This window comes from Agromyces fucosus (genome assembly GCF_004134865.1).
GTDB classification, from domain to species: Bacteria; Actinomycetota; Actinomycetes; order Actinomycetales; family Microbacteriaceae; genus Agromyces; species Agromyces fucosus.
Genome location: NZ_SDPO01000001.1, coordinates 378,243 through 393,436, shown reverse-complemented (window position 1 = coordinate 393,436; position 15,194 = coordinate 378,243). Strand labels below are relative to the sequence as shown.

Here is a 15,194-nt window from a genome sequence, read left to right as displayed (position 1 = left end):
CTCAACGAACGAGAGGACCGATCCCATGACCGCCTTCCCCGATGGATTCCTCTGGGGTGCCGCGACCGCGGGCCACCAGATCGAGGGCAACAACGTGAACAGCGACTGGTGGGCGCGTGAGCAGATGATGCCCGGAATGGAGCTGTCCGGCGACGCCGTCGACAGCTACCACCGCTACCGCGAGGACATCCAGCTGCTCGCCGACGCCGGCCTCACGTCGTACCGGTTCAGCCTGGAGTGGTCGCGGATCGAACCGGTGCGCGGGCACTTCTCGAAGGCGGAGCTCGCGCACTACCGCCGGATGATCGAGTTCTGCCTCGAGCTCGGCGTGACACCGGTCGTGACGCTGCAGCACTTCACCACGCCGCAGTGGTTCGCAGCGCTCGGCGGATGGGACTCGCCGGAGGCGGAAGAGCTGTTCTGCGCATTCACGGAGCAGGCGTGCACGATCCTCGACGGCGTCGAGTGGGTCGTGACGATGAACGAGCCGAACATGCAGGCCGCGATCATGACGGCGATGCGGCACCTCGCGGCATCCGGCGGAAGCTGGACCAGCCCCACGGTCGAGGCCGAGGGCGACCAGGAGCAGAAGCAGTCGCACAGCGACTTCCTGACGTACGCCGACCCCGAGATCGGTCGCATGTTCACCCGCATCCACCACGCGGCACGGGAGATCGTCCGCGCACGCACCGGTGCCAAGGTCGGCTGGACGATCGCGGCCGGCGCACTCACCGCGGCGCCGGGCGGCGAGGAGAAGCTCCTGCAGATCCGGTACGGCAAGGAGGACGTCTACTGGGAGGGCAGCCGCGGCGACGACTTCGTCGGCGTGCAGGCGTACTCGAGCCAGCAGGTCGATGCGAACGGCCTTGTGCCGCACCCGCCGCACCCCGACAACACGCTCGTCGGCACCTCCTACCGTCCGGATTCGCTCGCCATGGCGGTGCGCCATGCATGGGAGGTCAGCGAGCACACCCCGATCGTGATCACCGAGAACGGCATCGCGACCGCCGATGACACCCAGCGCATCCGCTACACCGACGAGGCGTTGCGGGGACTCGCCGGCACCATCGCCGACGGCATCGACGTGCGCGGCTACCTGCACTGGTCGCTGCTCGACAACTTCGAGTGGGGTCACTGGGAGCCCACCTTCGGACTTATCGCGGTCGATCGCGACACCTTCGCACGTACGCCGAAGCCGAGCCTCGCCTGGCTCGGGCAGGTTGCTCAGCGCAATGCGCTCGAGGCGACGGAGGCAGCGGCATGACCGGGGCGTTCGCGGATGTCTCCGCCGTCGCACTCGCCGACCTCCTCTCGCTCCACGGCCGCCGCGCCGTCGTGACGGGCGGTGCGCAGGGCCTCGGCCTCGCGATCGCCGGACGACTGGCCGAGGCCGGCGCCCAGGTCGCGATCGCGGATCTCGACCTGGACCGCGCTGTCTCCGCGGCGACCGGCATCGCCGAAGCTCGCGGAGCGTCGACCATCGGCGTGCAGATGGATGTGTCCGACTCCGCGTCGGTCGAGGCGGCCACGTCGCGGATCATGGCCGAATTCGGCGGCGTCGACATCTGGGTCAACAACGCGGGGGTGTTCCCGAGCGCGTCGGTGCTCGACATGAGCGATGAGCAGTGGGACCACGTGTTCGCGGTCAATACCCGCGGCGTCAGGAACGGCGCCCGGGAGGCGGCCCGCCGCATGGTCGACGGCGGCGTCATCGTCAACGTCATCTCGACGGCCGGCTTCCGGGGGACCGCTCCGGGTCTCGCGGCGTACGTCGGCTCGAAGCACGCCGTGCGCGGCATGACGAAGCAGATGGCGCTCGAACTCGCGCCGCGCGGCATCCGCGTGCTCGGCGTCGCACCCACCTTCGTGCCGACCGAGGGCAACATGGCTGCCGCTGCGGCCGCTCTTGCGGCCATGGGCGACGCCGGCATCGACGCGTCGAACATGCCCTCGGCGATGTCGCAGAGCCTGATCGGGCGCGTCGGAACTCCCGACGACATCGCCCGCGTGGTGCTCTTCGCGGCGAGCGACCTGGCGACGATCATGACCGGCAGCACCCTCCTCGCCGACGCCGGCGAGACGATCTGATGATGGCGCAGGCCATCGCACCCGCCGCGCTCGTCGGCGTGCAGCTGTACTCCGTGCGCACTGAACTCGCAGATCTCGATGCCGCGGTTCGGCGGCTCGCGGCGGCCGGCGCCGACGCGATCGAGCCGTTCTCCGCCTACGACCGGCCGGCCGAGCTCTCGGCCGCAGCGGCGGCGAACGGGCTCGCGATCCCGACGGTGCACGCGCCACTGCTCTCCGACGAGATGCACTACGGCGGCCGGGCAGTGCCGGTGCCTCCTGCCACGGCGGCATTCGCCGCGGCAGGGGCACTCGGCGCATCGCTCGTGATCGATCCGATGGTGGCAGCCGAGCGCTGGCGCACCGCCGACGACATCGCCCGCACCGCCGATCGCATGAACGCGGTCGTCGAAGCGGCGGCCGCGGAGGGACTCCGCGTCGGCTACCACAACCACTCGTTCGAGTTCCATCACCGCATCGGCGACCTGACGGCGTACGAGTACTTCGTCTCGCTCCTCGACGAACGCGCCGCCCTCGAAGTCGACGTGTACTGGGCGGCGGCAGCGGGGGAGGATGTCCCGGCCCTCGTCGGGCGGCTCGGGTCGCGCGTGCATGCGCTGCACCTGAAGGACGCGGCGCGGGCAGTCGACGTCTTCGCCGGTGCCGGCGACTACGACCCCGCCGTGCTCGGCCAGTGCGCGCTCGGCAGCGGGAACCTCGAGATCGACGCGATACTCGCGGCCGCACCCGGCGACTGCCTCCCGGTGGTCGAGTTCGACCATGTGGACGGTGACGTCTTCGAGGCGATCGCCCAGTCGATCGTGCACCTGCGGGCGACCCTGTCGCAGGCCGACTGAAAGAAGCCCGATGACCCGCGTCGTCTGCAACCCGCTCGATCTCGCCTACCGCTATCAGGACGTGCGGACACCGTTCGCCGGCCGTAGCGTGCACCGTGAGGCGGCCGATCCCACGGTCGTCTTCTACCGCGACCGGTACTACCTGTTCGCCTCGATGACGCGCGGCTTCTGGTATTCCGACGACCTCGTCGAGTGGACGCTCCGGCCGAGCGAGAAGATCCCCGCGGTCGACTACGCGCCCGACGTCCGCGAGGTCGACGGCGCGCTGCTCTTCACGGCGTCCCGTCGTTCGAACGGCCGGTTCTTCCGCAGTGTCGACCCCATGGCCGATGACTTCGAGGAGATCGCGCCGAGCGACATCGCGTTCTGGGATCCCGACACGTTCCAAGACGACGACGGCCGCCTCTACCTCTACTGGGGATGCTCGCACAAGGAACCGATCCAGGGGGTGGAGCTCGATCGGCAGACCTACCAGCGGATCGGCGACCCGGTGCCGCTCATCGCCGCGGACACGTCGAACCGCGGCTGGGAGCGCACCGGCGACGATTACGTGCCCGTGGTTCGCCGCGGCCTCATGGGCAAGGTCATGGACGCCTACATCGGGGACGCCCCCTTCATCGAGGGCGCCTACGTGAACCGGGTCGATGACCGCTACTACCTGCAGTACGCCGGGCCGGGCACGCAGTTCAACACCTACGCCGACGGCACCTACGTCGGCGACGGCCCGCTCGGTCCCTTCGACTACGACCCGCACAGCCCGTTCTCGTCGAAGCCCGGGGGATTCATCACGGGTGCCGGTCATGGCAGCACCTTCCAGGACCGGCACGGCAACTGGTGGCACGTCGCCACCATGCGCGTCTCGGTCAATGCGGACTTCGAGCGGAGGATCGGGCTGTTCCCGGCCGGGTTCGACGACGACGGCGTGCTGTTCTGCAACCAGAACTTCGCCGACTTCCCGATGAACGTGCCCGATCGCGCGTTCGACCCGTGGACCGAGGCATCCGCCGGCTCGATGCTGCTGTCCTACCGGGCTGCGGCCACAGCTTCGTCATCGCTGGTGGGCCATGCGCCCGCCCTCGCGACGGACGAATCGGTGCGCACCTGGTGGGTCGCGGAGAGCGACCGGCCGGGGGAGTGGCTGCGGCTCGACCTGGGTGCCGAGGCAGACGTGCACGCCCTGCAGGTGAACCTCGCGGACCACGACGTCGCCGCGCGTGCCCCGAAGCGTCGGGACCTTGCGAAGGCCACGTTCGGCAGGCGCGCCGTGTTCCCGGACTCGCAAGCGACCGGGATCCGCGTGGAGCTCTCGCTCGACGGAGTCGAGTGGAGCGTCGTGCACGACACGATCGGCGCCGGCACGGATGCGCCGCACGCCTTCATCACCCTCCCGGAGGTGCAGCGAGCACGGTTCGTCCGCGTGACGGCCGGTGAGATGCCGTTCGGCGGGCCGTTCACGGTGAGCGGTCTGCGAGTCTTCGGCGTCGGTGACGTGCCGCTGCCCGGTGTCACCGACGTCCGGGGCGAACGGCGCGACGCGCGCACCGCCTCGCTGCGTTGGGACGCCGCATCCGGCGCCGTCGGCTACAACGTGCGTTACGGGATCTCGCCGGAGAAGCTCTATCACTCATGGCTCGTGTACGACCGCACCGACCTCGAGATCGGATCCCTGAACGCAGGTCACTCGTACTGGTTCGCCGTCGACGGCTTCAACGAAGCGGGCGTCACGCCCGGCATCGTCAATCGGCTCGACTGACCCGCGTCCGCGTTCGAACCGATGCTCCGCGATGACCCTCGTCGCGGAGCAGATCAGCGACCTTTGCCGTCGTCCTTGCCCGGCGTGCACCGCGTGCCGAATACCTGCTGGATCCGCTGTTCTCGTTCTACTGGCGGATCGCAGTGCTTGCCTAGTGTTGCCCTCGGCTCATGAGGTGGCCGACGGAACGACCGTCGGCCACCGGAGCGGAATCCGAAGGAGCAAACGCAATGGCGCGTAACCCGAAGCAGACGGCCAGCGAGGCAGACGGCGTGTCCTACCGCCGTGCCCGAACCTGGGAGATCGCGCTCTCCCAGATGAACAACGGCTCGGCGATGATCTTCTACACGCTGGTCGGCCTCATGAGCTACGTGCAGAACGCGGGCTACGGCATCGCGGTGGCGGCGGCGGGCATCGTCCTCACGGTCACGCGCGTCTTCGACGGCCTGATCGACCCGGTGCTCGCGCTCATCATCGAGCGGGTGACCTTCCCGTTCGGCAAGCTCCGCTTCTTCATGCTCGGCGGCTGGCTGATCCGATCGCTCGCGATCCTCATGCTGTTCGTCTGGGCCCCAGACACCGGGCTCGGCGCGGTGTTCTTCATCGCGATCTACCTCGTGTACATCGTCGGCTCATCGATGAACGACATCGCCGGCCAGATGACCGGACCGGTGCTCACGAACGACCCCCGACAGCGACCGACCGTGCAGGTCTGGTCCACGGTCTACGCGTACTTCGTCCCCGCGATCTTCTCCATCGTGTCGACGGTCGTGTTCCTCCCGAGGCACGGCAACCGGTTCACCGTGGAGATGCTCAGCGAGACCGCGATCACCTTCGTGGCGTGCTCGCTGGTGTTCCAGATCCTCGCCTGCATCGGCGTGACCCGGATCGACAAGCCCGAGAACTTCGCACACCTCACCGATGCGCGCGCGAAGGCCGACGTCTCGATGCGCGACATGTGGAACCTCCTGACGAAGAACGGGCCGTTCCAGCGCTACCTCATCAGCGGGGCATCCGACAAGCTCGCCCAGGTCGTGAAATCGCAGGCGGTGATCGCCACGCTCATGTGGGGCATCCTGCTCGGCAACATGCAGCTCGGCTCGGTTCTCGGCCTGATCGCGATCCTCCCGGGCATCGTGTTCGCGATCTTCGGCGCCCGGTACACCGGGAAGTACGGCTCGAAAGCCGCGACCGTGACCTGGACCTGGATCTGCCTCGTGCTGGCCGTCGTCCTGACCGTGTTCTGCCTGTCAGTCGACATGGGGTCGATCCTCGCCAGCCTCCCGCTCACGATCGCCTTCTTCCTCGTCTACCTGCTGCTGAACGGGGCATCGATGGTGGTCACCGTCGCGTCGGGCACGATGCGTGCGGACGTCATCGACTACGAACTGGACCGCACCGGCAAGTACCTGCCGGCAACGGTGACCGCCACGTACAACATCGTCGACCAGATCATCTCGTCGCTCGGAGCGACGCTCGCGCTTGGAGCCGTTGCGCTGATCGGATTCACCACGGCCATGCCCCAGCCGACGGACAGCCCGACCACTCCCATCCTGGTGATGAGCCTGGTGCTGTTCTTCGGCCTTCCGATCCTCGGCTGGGCGTGCACCCTGGTCGCGATGCGCGGCTACAAGCTCACCCGTACCGAGATGATCGACGTGCAGAAGCGCGTTGCGGAGCGCAAGGGATCGCTCGCGTCCACGGAACTCGCGGACGTCGCCGTCTGACCTCGCCGCTCACCGGGGTCGCGGGAGCGAGAACCGCGGCCCCGGGGATCACGCGCCGCAGTCTCGGCCCGCGCGTCATTCGGCGTGAGCGCCGCGATAGGCCGACGGGGTCATGCCGTGCGCGGCACGGAACACCTTGACGAAGTAGTTCGGGTCGTCGTAGCCCACGAAGAGCGCGATCTCGCGAACGCTCTGCGAGGTCGTGGCGAGCAGCCTTGCTGCACGCTCGGCTCGAGCGTGGGCGGTGTAGGCGGCGACGGTGAGCCCCGTCTCGGTCTTGAATCGCCGTGCGAGAGTGGATGCCGATACCCCGAGACGCTCCGCGAGATCCGTCGTCGAGACATGATGGCTGAGATGCAGGTCGATCTCGTCGGTCACCTGCCGAACCAGCTGGGAATAGCTGCGCTGCCGGTGGCGGCGCACATGCCGGCAGAAATCGGTGACCATCTGCGCGGTGAAGCCGACGGTGCGTCGCGCATCGACGGAATGGCCGATCCGGTGCAGGCGCTGCGCGTACTCCTGGGAGATCGCGTCGATGGTGGCCGGTGGCAGGCCGCCGCGCTGAGCCGCGACCCGTGCCATGATCCGCAGGATCGTCGTGCCGAGGAACGGGGTGTTCAGGTAACTGATCGTCTGCGGCATGCCGGCGAGTCGTTGCAGGGCGGCGAGCGCCTGTTCTGCGTCGCCGACGGCGACCGCGTCCATGAAATCGCGCTCCAGCCGGTACCGTTCCTCGATCACCGTGAACGACGCGGACTGCGGTGCCTCCCCGTGCCCCGGGGCGATCGTCCCACCCTCCGCCTCGACCTGATGGAGGCCGCCCAGCAGATCTTCGCTCCCGGCTGCGTGCAGCAACGCTGCGGCTGCTCGGTGCGCGTGCTCAGCGTCCACGATCGCGTACCGGGTGCGGTAGAGCTTGTACACGGGCAGGTGTGCACTGGGGATGCCGAGCCGGCTCATCGCCTCCTCCGCCACTCCGGGATGCATCGGTTCGTGCGTGTACGGGCCGATGAGCAGCAACCGGTCATCCCAGCGCACCATGACCATGGCCATCCCGAGCGGTTCGAGGATCTCATGGACGATCTGCGGAGCCATGTCCCGCACGAACCCCCGGAGCGTCGTGGCGGTGAAGGCCGGCTGGATGCCGGGGTCGAGGCAGTGCGCGGCCTCGAAGGCTTCGAGGGTGGCTGCGATATCGGTCGTGACGACCACGGGGCAACTGAGCACTTCGGCGAGCACGCCGCTGATCGCCTCGAGCGACCTCTCGGCCTCGGTCTCCGACGTCGTCGTCATGTGTTGGACCCTTCGTCGAGCCGTGCAACCGGCGCCGAATCGGTGCTGAACATGCGTGATCGATTCTATCTCTCCCCGCGGGGGTATTCGTACCGTAGTGGTGCCCCCGGCGCGCGCCGGTGCCATCTCGCCGAAGGAGATCCCCATGACGTCGACTGCCGCTCCCGCCTCCCGACGGGTGGAGCCGCTCCTCACCGGATGGGCGTTCGCGCCTGTCGAGCTCCCGTCGACCGCGGGGTGGGAGGACGTCGCCGCGGCGGGGGAGCAGGTCGCCCTGCCCCACACCTGGAACGCGGTCGACGGGCAGGCCGGCGGCGAGTATCGTCGCGGGCGGTCGACGTACGCGCGACTCGTCAGCGCCGAAACGGGCGACGTCGAGACTTGGGTGGAGTTCGCGGGCGTGAACTCGTCCGCCGAGATCTACCTGGGCGGGCTACTGCTCGCCCGACACGACGGCGGCTACTCGACCTTCCGGGTGAATCTGACCGAGGGGCTCGCCGACGGCGCGGCGACCCTGCTCGTGATCGTGGACAACGCCGCGAACGACCGGGTGTATCCGCAGCAGGCGGACTTCACGTTCTACGGCGGCATCTACCGCGACGTTCACCTCATCACCGTCGGTCGCGAGCACTTCACGCTCTCCGAGCACGGCGGCCCTGGCCTGACCATCACCCCGAAGCTCGACGGCGACCGGGCTGAGGTGGCGCTCCGCGCCGGTGTGGCGGGCCCGGCCACCGGTGTCGCCACGGGTGTGCGCTTCACCGTCGACGGGGAGGCCGACCTCATCGTCCCCGTCGTCGACGGCGAGGCGAACGCCAGCGTCTCCATCGAGCATGTGCGCCGCTGGCACGGTCTTCGGGACCCGCACCTCTACACCGCTCGTGCCGAGCTGCTCGCGGGCGGCACGGTGCTCGACGCGGTCGAACTGCGTTTCGGCTGCCGGGAGTTCGCGGTGGACCCGCAGCGGGGCTTCCTCCTGAATGGCGAGGAGTACCCGCTGCGCGGCGTCTCGCGTCACCAGGATCGCGAGGGCGTCGGCAATGTGATCACCGAGGAGATGAAACAGGAGGACCTGGGGCTGCTGAAGGAGCTCGGTGCGACGACCGTGCGGCTCGCGCACTACCAGCACGATCAGCGGTTCTACGACCTGTGCGACGAGGCAGGGCTGGTGGTCTGGGCTGAGATCCCGCAGATCACCGTCTTCCTCCCCGGCGCGACCGAGAACGCCCGTGACCAGCTCACCGAGCTGATCGTGCAGAACCGCCACCACGCGAGCATCATCAGCTGGGGCCTCTCGAACGAGATCACCCTCGCCGGATCGGGCGAGGACGTGCTCGCCGCGCACCGTGAGCTCAACGACCTCGCCCACGAGCTCGACCCCACCCGGTTGACCGCGATGGCGAACCTCTTCCTGCTCGAGACCGATCACCCGCTGGTCGGGCTCCCCGACGTCATGTCGTACAACCTCTACTTCGGCTGGTACGTGGGTGAGGTCGGCGACAACGACACCTGGCTCGACGATTTCCATGCGGCCTTCCCAGAGATCGCGATCGGCCTCGCCGAGTACGGAGCGGACGCGAACGTGCAGTTCCAGTCGGCCGCGCCAGAGAAGGGCGACTACACCGAGGGATACCAGGCGCTGTATCACGAGCACATGCTCGCGATGATCGACGAGCGGCCGTGGCTGTGGGCCACCCACGTCTGGAACCTCGCGGACTTCGGATCCGCCGGCCGTGATGAGGGAGGGCAGGCCGGACGGAACCAGAAGGGGCTGGTGTCCTTCGACCGCACGGTGAGGAAGGACGCCTTCTACCTCTACAAGGCTGCTTGGTCGAGCGAGCCCTTCGTGCACATCGCCGGTCGACGGCGGGCCGAACGAGCTGAGGACGCGACCGAGGTGATCGTGTACTCCAACCAGGGCGAGGTCGCACTGTCGGTGGACGGCGTCGAAGTCGGCACCGTCTCGGGCATCCGGGCGTTCCGCTTCAACGTGCCCTTGTCGGGCGAGCACGAGATCACCGCGAGGTCGGGCGGGCTCTCCGACACCATCGCGCTGCGCAAGGTGGACGAGGTCTCCGCGGCGAGCGTCATGCCCACCACGACCATCGCCAACTGGTTCGACGAGGCCGAACTGCCGAGCCCTGCCGGCTACTTCTCCGTCCGCGATTCGCTCGCCGACATCAAGCAGTCCGAGGACGGTGCCCGCGTCATCGCCTCGGTACTCGAGGCGGTGTCGACCAGCCGCGGCGAGGTCGGCCAGGGCGTCGAGATCCCGCCGGCGATGCAGGCGATCGTCGACCGGATGAGCGTGGAGAACCTCATCCGCCAGGCAGGCGGCGTGCCCATCGAGGCGGTGGCGGCGTTGAACTCCCGGCTGAACCTCATCGCCAAGTGATCCAGGTGCACCGGGACTCCGCACGCCTGCTGCCGGTCGAGCCGTCGACGCGGGCGATCGCGCTCGACCTGTACGAACGCGTCGCTGATGCACCGATCATCTCCCCGCACGGGCACGTGCCGCCGTCGCTGCTGCTCCGCGACGAGCCGTACATCGACCCGGTGGCGCTGCTCGTCACCGGCGACCACTACGTGACCCGCCTGCTGCACGCCGCGGGCGTCGATCTGGCCGATCTCGTCGTCGAAGCGTCGGCCGGGCGTGACGCACGCACGGTCTGGCGCACGCTCGCCGCGCACTGGCACCGCTTCGCGGGCACCGCATCGGGGTACTGGATCGAGGAGGAGCTCGACGGCGTCTTCGGCATCACCACACCGCTCGGCCCCGACTCGGCCGATGCGATCTTCGATGAGATCGCGGCCGCGTTGTCACGCCCCGGGTTCCGCCCGCGGGCGCTGTTCGAGCGGTTCGCGATCGAATTCCTCGCGACGACGGATGACCCGCTGGATGAACTCCAGGCGCATGCCGCCCTTGCGGCTTCGACCCTGAAGGGCCGGGTGGCCCCGACGTTCCGGCCCGATCGATATCTCGATCCTGACGTGATCGGGTTCGCGGGCAATGTCGAGCGGCTCCTCTCCTCGACCGGTCGACCAGGCGATTTCGCCGGCTACCTCGGCGCACTCGAGGAGCGGCGCGCGCACTTCATCCGGCACGGCGCAGTCTCGGCCGATCACGGCGTCGAGGAACTGTTCACGCTCGACCTCGACCTGGGGGAGGCGGAGCGACTGTTCCAAGCCGTCATCGCGGGCACCGCGGACGCTGCTGAACGGCGTGCGTTCCGCGGCCACATGCTCGTGCAGATGGCGCGGATGAGCGTCGACGACGGCCTCGTCATGACGATTCATCCAGGCGTCGCCCGAAACCATTCGTCGGCGACCCTCGACCGGTTCGGACCGGACACCGGACATGACATCCCGGTCGCGACGGAGTTCACCCGCGGCATCCGACCGCTGCTGGAGAAGTACGGCCTGGAACGGGACTTCCACCTCGTGCTGTTCGCCGTCGACGAGACCGCGTATTCGCGCGAACTCGCCCCGCTGGCCGGGTTCTACCCCTCGGTCTACCTCGGGGCGCCGTGGTGGTTCCTCGACGCGCCGGACGCGATCGCGCGCCACCGGTCGGCAGTGACCGAGACGGCAGGGTTCTATCGCGGCAGCGGGTTCATCGACGACACCCGCGCGCTGCTCTCGATCCCCGCGCGTCACGACACCGCCAGACGTGTCGACGCCGGCTTCTTGGCCGGGCTCGTCGCGGATGGCCGGGTGCGACTCGACGCCGCGCAGCGCATCATGGACGACCTCGTCGGCGCGATCCCACGTGAGGTCTTCAAACTGTGAGCGGCGCAGCCAACGAGCTCAGCCCGGCCGGAACCGAACGGACCGCAGTCCGGCTGTCCCGGGCAGCGGCGCACCTGCCGACACCTCCGGAGCGGATCGTGCACCTCGGCCTCGGCGCGTTCCACCGCGCGCACGAGGCCTGGTACACCGCGCGTGCCTCCGACGCAGATCGGTGGGGCATCGTCGCATTCACCGGGCGCAGCCGCGACCTGGCCGAGCGGCTCGACCCGCAGGACGGTCTGTACACACTCGTGGAGCGCGGCGCCGATGCCGACCGGTTCGAGGTCGTGCCGAGCATCGTCCGGGTTGAGGCGGGCGACGACGTCGCCGCGTTCGTCGCGGCGGTCGCCGACCCGCAGATCGCCATCCTCACGCTCACGATCACCGAGGCCGGATACCGGCTCGCCGCGGACGGCACCCCGGACCTGGCCGATCCAGACGTGGCATCCGACCTCGAGCTCCTTCGGGTCGCGCTCGCGGCGGGCCCTTCGGACGGCTCGGATGCGGTCACCGCGAACGCAGCGCCGGTGACCGCGCTCGGCCGAATCCTGCTCGCCCTCGATGCACGCCGCAGAGCCGGTGCAGGCCCGATCGCGCTCGTCTCGTGCGACAACCTCCCCGACAACGGCGGACTCCTGCAGCGCGCCGTGGCCGATCTCGCGGGGCGGGCCTCACCCGACCTGGCGGCCTGGCTCGCCCAGTCGGTGTCCGTCGTGTCGACCTCGGTCGATCGGATCACCCCTGCGATCGACGTCGACGCCGAATCCGCCAACGTGCGTGAGGCGACCGGATGGCGCGACGCCGCGCCGGTCGTCACCGAGCCGTTCGCCGACTGGGTGCTCTCCGGGCGGTTCCCGGCGGGCCGCCCCGACTGGGAGTCGGCCGGGGCGCGCTTCGTGGACGACCTCGAGCCGTGGGAGAACCGCAAGCTCTGGATGCTGAACGGTGCACATACCGTGCTCGCCGCAGTTGGGCAGACGCGAGGGCATGCGCTCGTCAGCAGCGCGATCGACGATCCGGTCTGCATTCGGATCGTGGAGGCACTCTGGGACGACGACGCTCGGCAGTTGCCCGGCCTCGATCTCGCCCCCTACCGGGCCTCGCTGCTCGAGCGGTTCCGCAATCCGCGGATTGAGCATCGCCTGGCGCAGATCGCGCAGGACTCGACGACGAAGGTACGACTCCGCATCGTTCCCGTCGCGCTCGATGAGCGGGATGCCGGCCGCACCGCCGATGGTTGCGCGACTGCTCTCGCAGCATGGATGCTCGGCGTCGGTCGCGGCGTCGTCCCGGCCCCGGTCGGCATCGACCCGACGGCAGTGGGATCGCTCGACGCATCCGCTCGCCGTGCCCTGCTCTGCGCTCTCGACGAACGGCTGGCCGCCGACGAGCTGTTCGCGACACGTGTCGCGGCCGCAATCAGCGCGCTCGGTGCATCCGGCACTCCCGCATCCCTTCCCCTGCTGAACCACGAAACCCACGGAACGAGCCCAACATGATCATCGACAAGGCCGAGGTCGTCGTCACCAGTCCCGACCGCAACTTCGTCACCCTCAAGCTCACGACCGACGACGGGCTGACCGGCCTCGGCGATGCCACGCTGAACGGCCGCGAACTCGCCGTGGTCGCCTACCTGACCGAGCACGTCGTGCCGCTGCTCATCGGATCGGATGCGTCGAGGATCGAGGACACCTGGCAGTTCCTCTACCGGTCGGCGTACTGGCGGCGCGGACCCGTCACCATGGCCGCGATCGCGGCGGTCGACATGGCGCTCTGGGACATCAAGGGCAAGGCCGCCGGAATGCCGGTGTACCAGTTGCTCGGCGGTGCGTCGCGCAACGGACTCATGGCGTACGGGCACGCCTCCGGCAAGGAACTCCCCGAACTGTTCGACTCCATCCGCTCGCACCAGGAGCAGGGCTATCGCGCGATCCGGGTGCAGACCGGCGTGCCGACGCTGAAGGCGATCTACGGCATCGCCGCGCAGGGCGCCGATGTCGGCGACGCGACCGTGCGCTACGACCACGAACCAGCGCGCCGCGGAGCCAAGCCGGTCGAGGAGGACTGGGACACCCGTGCCTACCTGAACCACCTGCCCGGCGTGTTCGAGGCGGTCCGGAACGAGTTCGGTCCGGACATCCCGCTGCTGCACGACGGTCATCACCGCATGACGCCGATCCAGGCCGCCCGACTCGGCAAGGACCTCGAACCGTACGACCTGTTCTGGCTCGAGGACTGCACCCCGGCGGAGAACCAGGAGGCGCTTCGACTCGTGCGCCAGCACACCACGACGCCCCTCGCGATCGGCGAGATCTTCAACACGGTGTGGGACTTCAAGGACATCATCCGCGACCAGCTCATCGACTACGTGCGCGGTGCCGTCACCCACATGGGCGGCATCTCGCCGCTCAAGAAGACGCTCGACTATGCGGCGATGTACCAGATCAAGTCGGGCATGCACGGCCCGACCGACATCTCCCCGGTCGGCATGGCGGCGGCGATGCACCTCGGCCTGTCGATCCACAACTTCGGCATCCAGGAGTACATGCGGCACGGCTCGAAGACCGACCAGGTCTTCGAGCAGTCCTTCACGTGGAACGACGGCTACCTGCATCCCGGCGACAAGCCGGGCCTCGGCGTCGAACTCGACGTGGACGAAGCGGGGAAGTACCCGTACGCGCAGGCCTACCTGCCGTACAACCGCCTCCTCGACGGCACCGTCCACGACTGGTGACCATGGCGACGCTGCACGGCGAACAGGTCGCCATCGTGGTGATGGGAGTGGCCGGTTCGGGGAAGTCGACCCTCGCCGCCGCTCTCGCCGAACGACTCGGTGCGGTCTTCATCGAAGCCGACCACCTGCACTCGCCCGATGCCAAGGCGCGGATGGCTTCCGGCGTCCCGCTCACCGACGACGACCGTCGGCCGTGGCTCGCCCGGGTCGCGGCGAGCATCAGAGAACAGGATGCTGCGGGCCACGCGGTCGTCGTCGCGTGCTCGGCGCTACGACGCTCCTACCGCGATGCACTGCGCCGGGACAGCGGCACGGACCTCGCGTTCGTGCACCTGCACGGCAGCGAGGCACGGCTCGCCGAACGGATCGGGCAACGGGCCGGGCACTTCATGCCGGCCACGATGCTCGCTTCGCAACTTGCCACGCTCGAGTGTCTCGAGGCTGACGAGGGAGGCCACGTCGTGTCGATCGAGCTCCCGATCGGCGAGGCCGCCGACCTCGCGGTGACCCTCATCAGCCGCCCCTGGACGAACGAGTGAGCGACGAATCGGCGTCGGATCAGTCCGTTCGCGGGGTCAGCTGGAGGACCGGGATCCGGCGATCGGTCTTCTCGAGGTAGTCGCCGAACTGCGATTCCTCGGCCACGATCGCGTTGTATGCCTCGTGCCACTGGTCGGCCGGGATCTCTGTCGCGGTGACCGGCACCGTCACGACCTCGCCGTCGACGAGGGCCTCGATGTCGAACGAGGGATTCGCCCGAAGGTTGTGGTACCAGGCGGGGTTCTCCGGCGTGCCGCCCTTCGACGCCACCACGCGCCATCCGTTCGCGTTGCGGAAGCCGACGACGGGATTCAGGTGCGTCTCGCCCGACTTCGCTCCGATCGAATGCAGAATGATCAGCTTCGGACCCCAGTAGTTCTCGGTGCCCTTGCTGCTGCGGAACTTCTCGATGACATCGTCATTCCAACCCATGT

12 protein-coding genes are annotated in these 15,194 nt (G+C 68.7%); 10 read left to right on the top strand and 2 right to left on the bottom strand.

Annotated elements, in window-relative coordinates; genetic code table 11:
• The first annotated feature begins 25 nt into the window (after window positions 1-25).
• The 5 genes from ESP57_RS01905 to ESP57_RS01885 all read left to right on the top strand — a co-directional run bounded on the left by ESP57_RS01905 (window position 26) and on the right by ESP57_RS01885 (window position 6,404).
• Window positions 26-1,264, top strand: a complete 1,239-nt coding sequence (locus ESP57_RS01905; RefSeq protein ID WP_056009010.1) for a glycoside hydrolase family 1 protein — start codon at window positions 26-28, stop codon at window positions 1,262-1,264.
• Window positions 1,261-2,088, top strand: a complete 828-nt coding sequence (locus tag ESP57_RS01900) for an SDR family NAD(P)-dependent oxidoreductase (RefSeq protein WP_129230382.1) — start codon at window positions 1,261-1,263, stop codon at window positions 2,086-2,088. The genes ESP57_RS01905 and ESP57_RS01900 overlap by 4 nt, the downstream gene beginning before the upstream one ends.
• A 2-nt stretch (window positions 2,089-2,090) precedes the next feature.
• Entirely contained in the window at window positions 2,091-2,924 is an 834-nt protein-coding gene (locus ESP57_RS01895) for a sugar phosphate isomerase/epimerase family protein (protein ID WP_129230381.1), read from the top strand.
• Window positions 2,925-2,934: 10 nt separating this feature from the next.
• The gene (locus ESP57_RS01890; protein ID WP_129230380.1) at window positions 2,935-4,677 is read left to right on the top strand and encodes a family 43 glycosylhydrolase; all 1,743 of its coding nucleotides are present in this window, start codon (window positions 2,935-2,937) and stop codon (window positions 4,675-4,677) included.
• 230 nt (window positions 4,678-4,907) lie between these two features.
• Window positions 4,908-6,404 carry an MFS transporter gene (locus ESP57_RS01885; RefSeq protein ID WP_129230379.1) on the top strand — a complete coding sequence of 499 codons (1,497 nt, stop codon included), beginning with the start codon at window positions 4,908-4,910 and terminating at the stop codon, window positions 6,402-6,404.
• A gap of 75 nt (window positions 6,405-6,479) precedes the next feature.
• Here ESP57_RS01885 and ESP57_RS01880 read toward each other — a convergent pair whose 3' ends face one another.
• Window positions 6,480-7,697 carry a helix-turn-helix transcriptional regulator gene (locus ESP57_RS01880; protein ID WP_165877354.1) on the bottom strand — a complete coding sequence of 406 codons (1,218 nt, stop codon included), beginning with the start codon at window positions 7,695-7,697 and terminating at the stop codon, window positions 6,480-6,482.
• A gap of 145 nt (window positions 7,698-7,842) precedes the next feature.
• Between ESP57_RS01880 and ESP57_RS01875 the strand changes: the two genes are divergently transcribed.
• The 5 genes from ESP57_RS01875 to ESP57_RS01855 all read left to right on the top strand — a co-directional run bounded on the left by ESP57_RS01875 (window position 7,843) and on the right by ESP57_RS01855 (window position 14,759).
• On the top strand, window positions 7,843-10,092 hold the full coding sequence (locus ESP57_RS01875; protein WP_129230377.1) for a glycoside hydrolase family 2 protein: 2,250 nt from the start codon (window positions 7,843-7,845) through the stop codon (window positions 10,090-10,092).
• Window positions 10,089-11,486 carry a glucuronate isomerase gene (gene uxaC / locus ESP57_RS01870; protein ID WP_129230376.1) on the top strand — a complete coding sequence of 466 codons (1,398 nt, stop codon included), beginning with the start codon at window positions 10,089-10,091 and terminating at the stop codon, window positions 11,484-11,486. The genes ESP57_RS01875 and uxaC overlap by 4 nt, the downstream gene beginning before the upstream one ends.
• Before the next feature lie 98 nt (window positions 11,487-11,584).
• Window positions 11,585-12,985: a mannitol dehydrogenase family protein gene (locus ESP57_RS01865; protein ID WP_243648368.1), complete on the top strand. Its 1,401-nt coding sequence runs from the start codon at window positions 11,585-11,587 to the stop codon at window positions 12,983-12,985.
• Entirely contained in the window at window positions 12,982-14,220 is a 1,239-nt protein-coding gene (gene manD, locus ESP57_RS01860) for a D-mannonate dehydratase ManD (RefSeq protein ID WP_129230375.1), read from the top strand. The genes ESP57_RS01865 and manD overlap by 4 nt, the downstream gene beginning before the upstream one ends.
• A gap of 2 nt (window positions 14,221-14,222) precedes the next feature.
• On the top strand, window positions 14,223-14,759 hold the full coding sequence (locus ESP57_RS01855) for a gluconokinase (protein WP_129230374.1): 537 nt from the start codon (window positions 14,223-14,225) through the stop codon (window positions 14,757-14,759).
• Window positions 14,760-14,778: 19 nt separating this feature from the next.
• Here ESP57_RS01855 and ESP57_RS01850 read toward each other — a convergent pair whose 3' ends face one another.
• A complete protein-coding gene (locus ESP57_RS01850) occupies window positions 14,779-15,192 on the bottom strand; it encodes a nitroreductase/quinone reductase family protein (RefSeq protein ID WP_115957917.1) in 414 nt (137 codons plus the stop codon).
• Between the last annotated feature and the right edge of the window lie 2 nt (window positions 15,193-15,194).

What these genes read in the sequence shown, in the direction of transcription:
- ESP57_RS01900 (WP_129230382.1), top strand. Translation starts at nt 1,261, where the DNA reads ATGACCGGGGCGTTCGCGGATGTCTCCGCCGTCGCACTCGCCGACCTC.
- manD (WP_129230375.1), top strand. Translation starts at nt 12,982, where the DNA reads ATGATCATCGACAAGGCCGAGGTCGTCGTCACCAGTCCCGACCGCAAC.
- ESP57_RS01875 (WP_129230377.1), top strand. Translation starts at nt 7,843, where the DNA reads ATGACGTCGACTGCCGCTCCCGCCTCCCGACGGGTGGAGCCGCTCCTC.
- ESP57_RS01880 (WP_165877354.1), bottom strand. Translation starts at nt 7,697, where the DNA reads ATGACGACGACGTCGGAGACCGAGGCCGAGAGGTCGCTCGAGGCGATC.
- ESP57_RS01885 (WP_129230379.1), top strand. Translation starts at nt 4,908, where the DNA reads ATGGCGCGTAACCCGAAGCAGACGGCCAGCGAGGCAGACGGCGTGTCC.
- ESP57_RS01890 (WP_129230380.1), top strand. Translation starts at nt 2,935, where the DNA reads ATGACCCGCGTCGTCTGCAACCCGCTCGATCTCGCCTACCGCTATCAG.
- ESP57_RS01895 (WP_129230381.1), top strand. Translation starts at nt 2,091, where the DNA reads ATGGCGCAGGCCATCGCACCCGCCGCGCTCGTCGGCGTGCAGCTGTAC.
- ESP57_RS01905 (WP_056009010.1), top strand. Translation starts at nt 26, where the DNA reads ATGACCGCCTTCCCCGATGGATTCCTCTGGGGTGCCGCGACCGCGGGC.
- ESP57_RS01855 (WP_129230374.1), top strand. Translation starts at nt 14,223, where the DNA reads ATGGCGACGCTGCACGGCGAACAGGTCGCCATCGTGGTGATGGGAGTG.
- ESP57_RS01850 (WP_115957917.1), bottom strand. Translation starts at nt 15,192, where the DNA reads ATGGGTTGGAATGACGATGTCATCGAGAAGTTCCGCAGCAGCAAGGGC.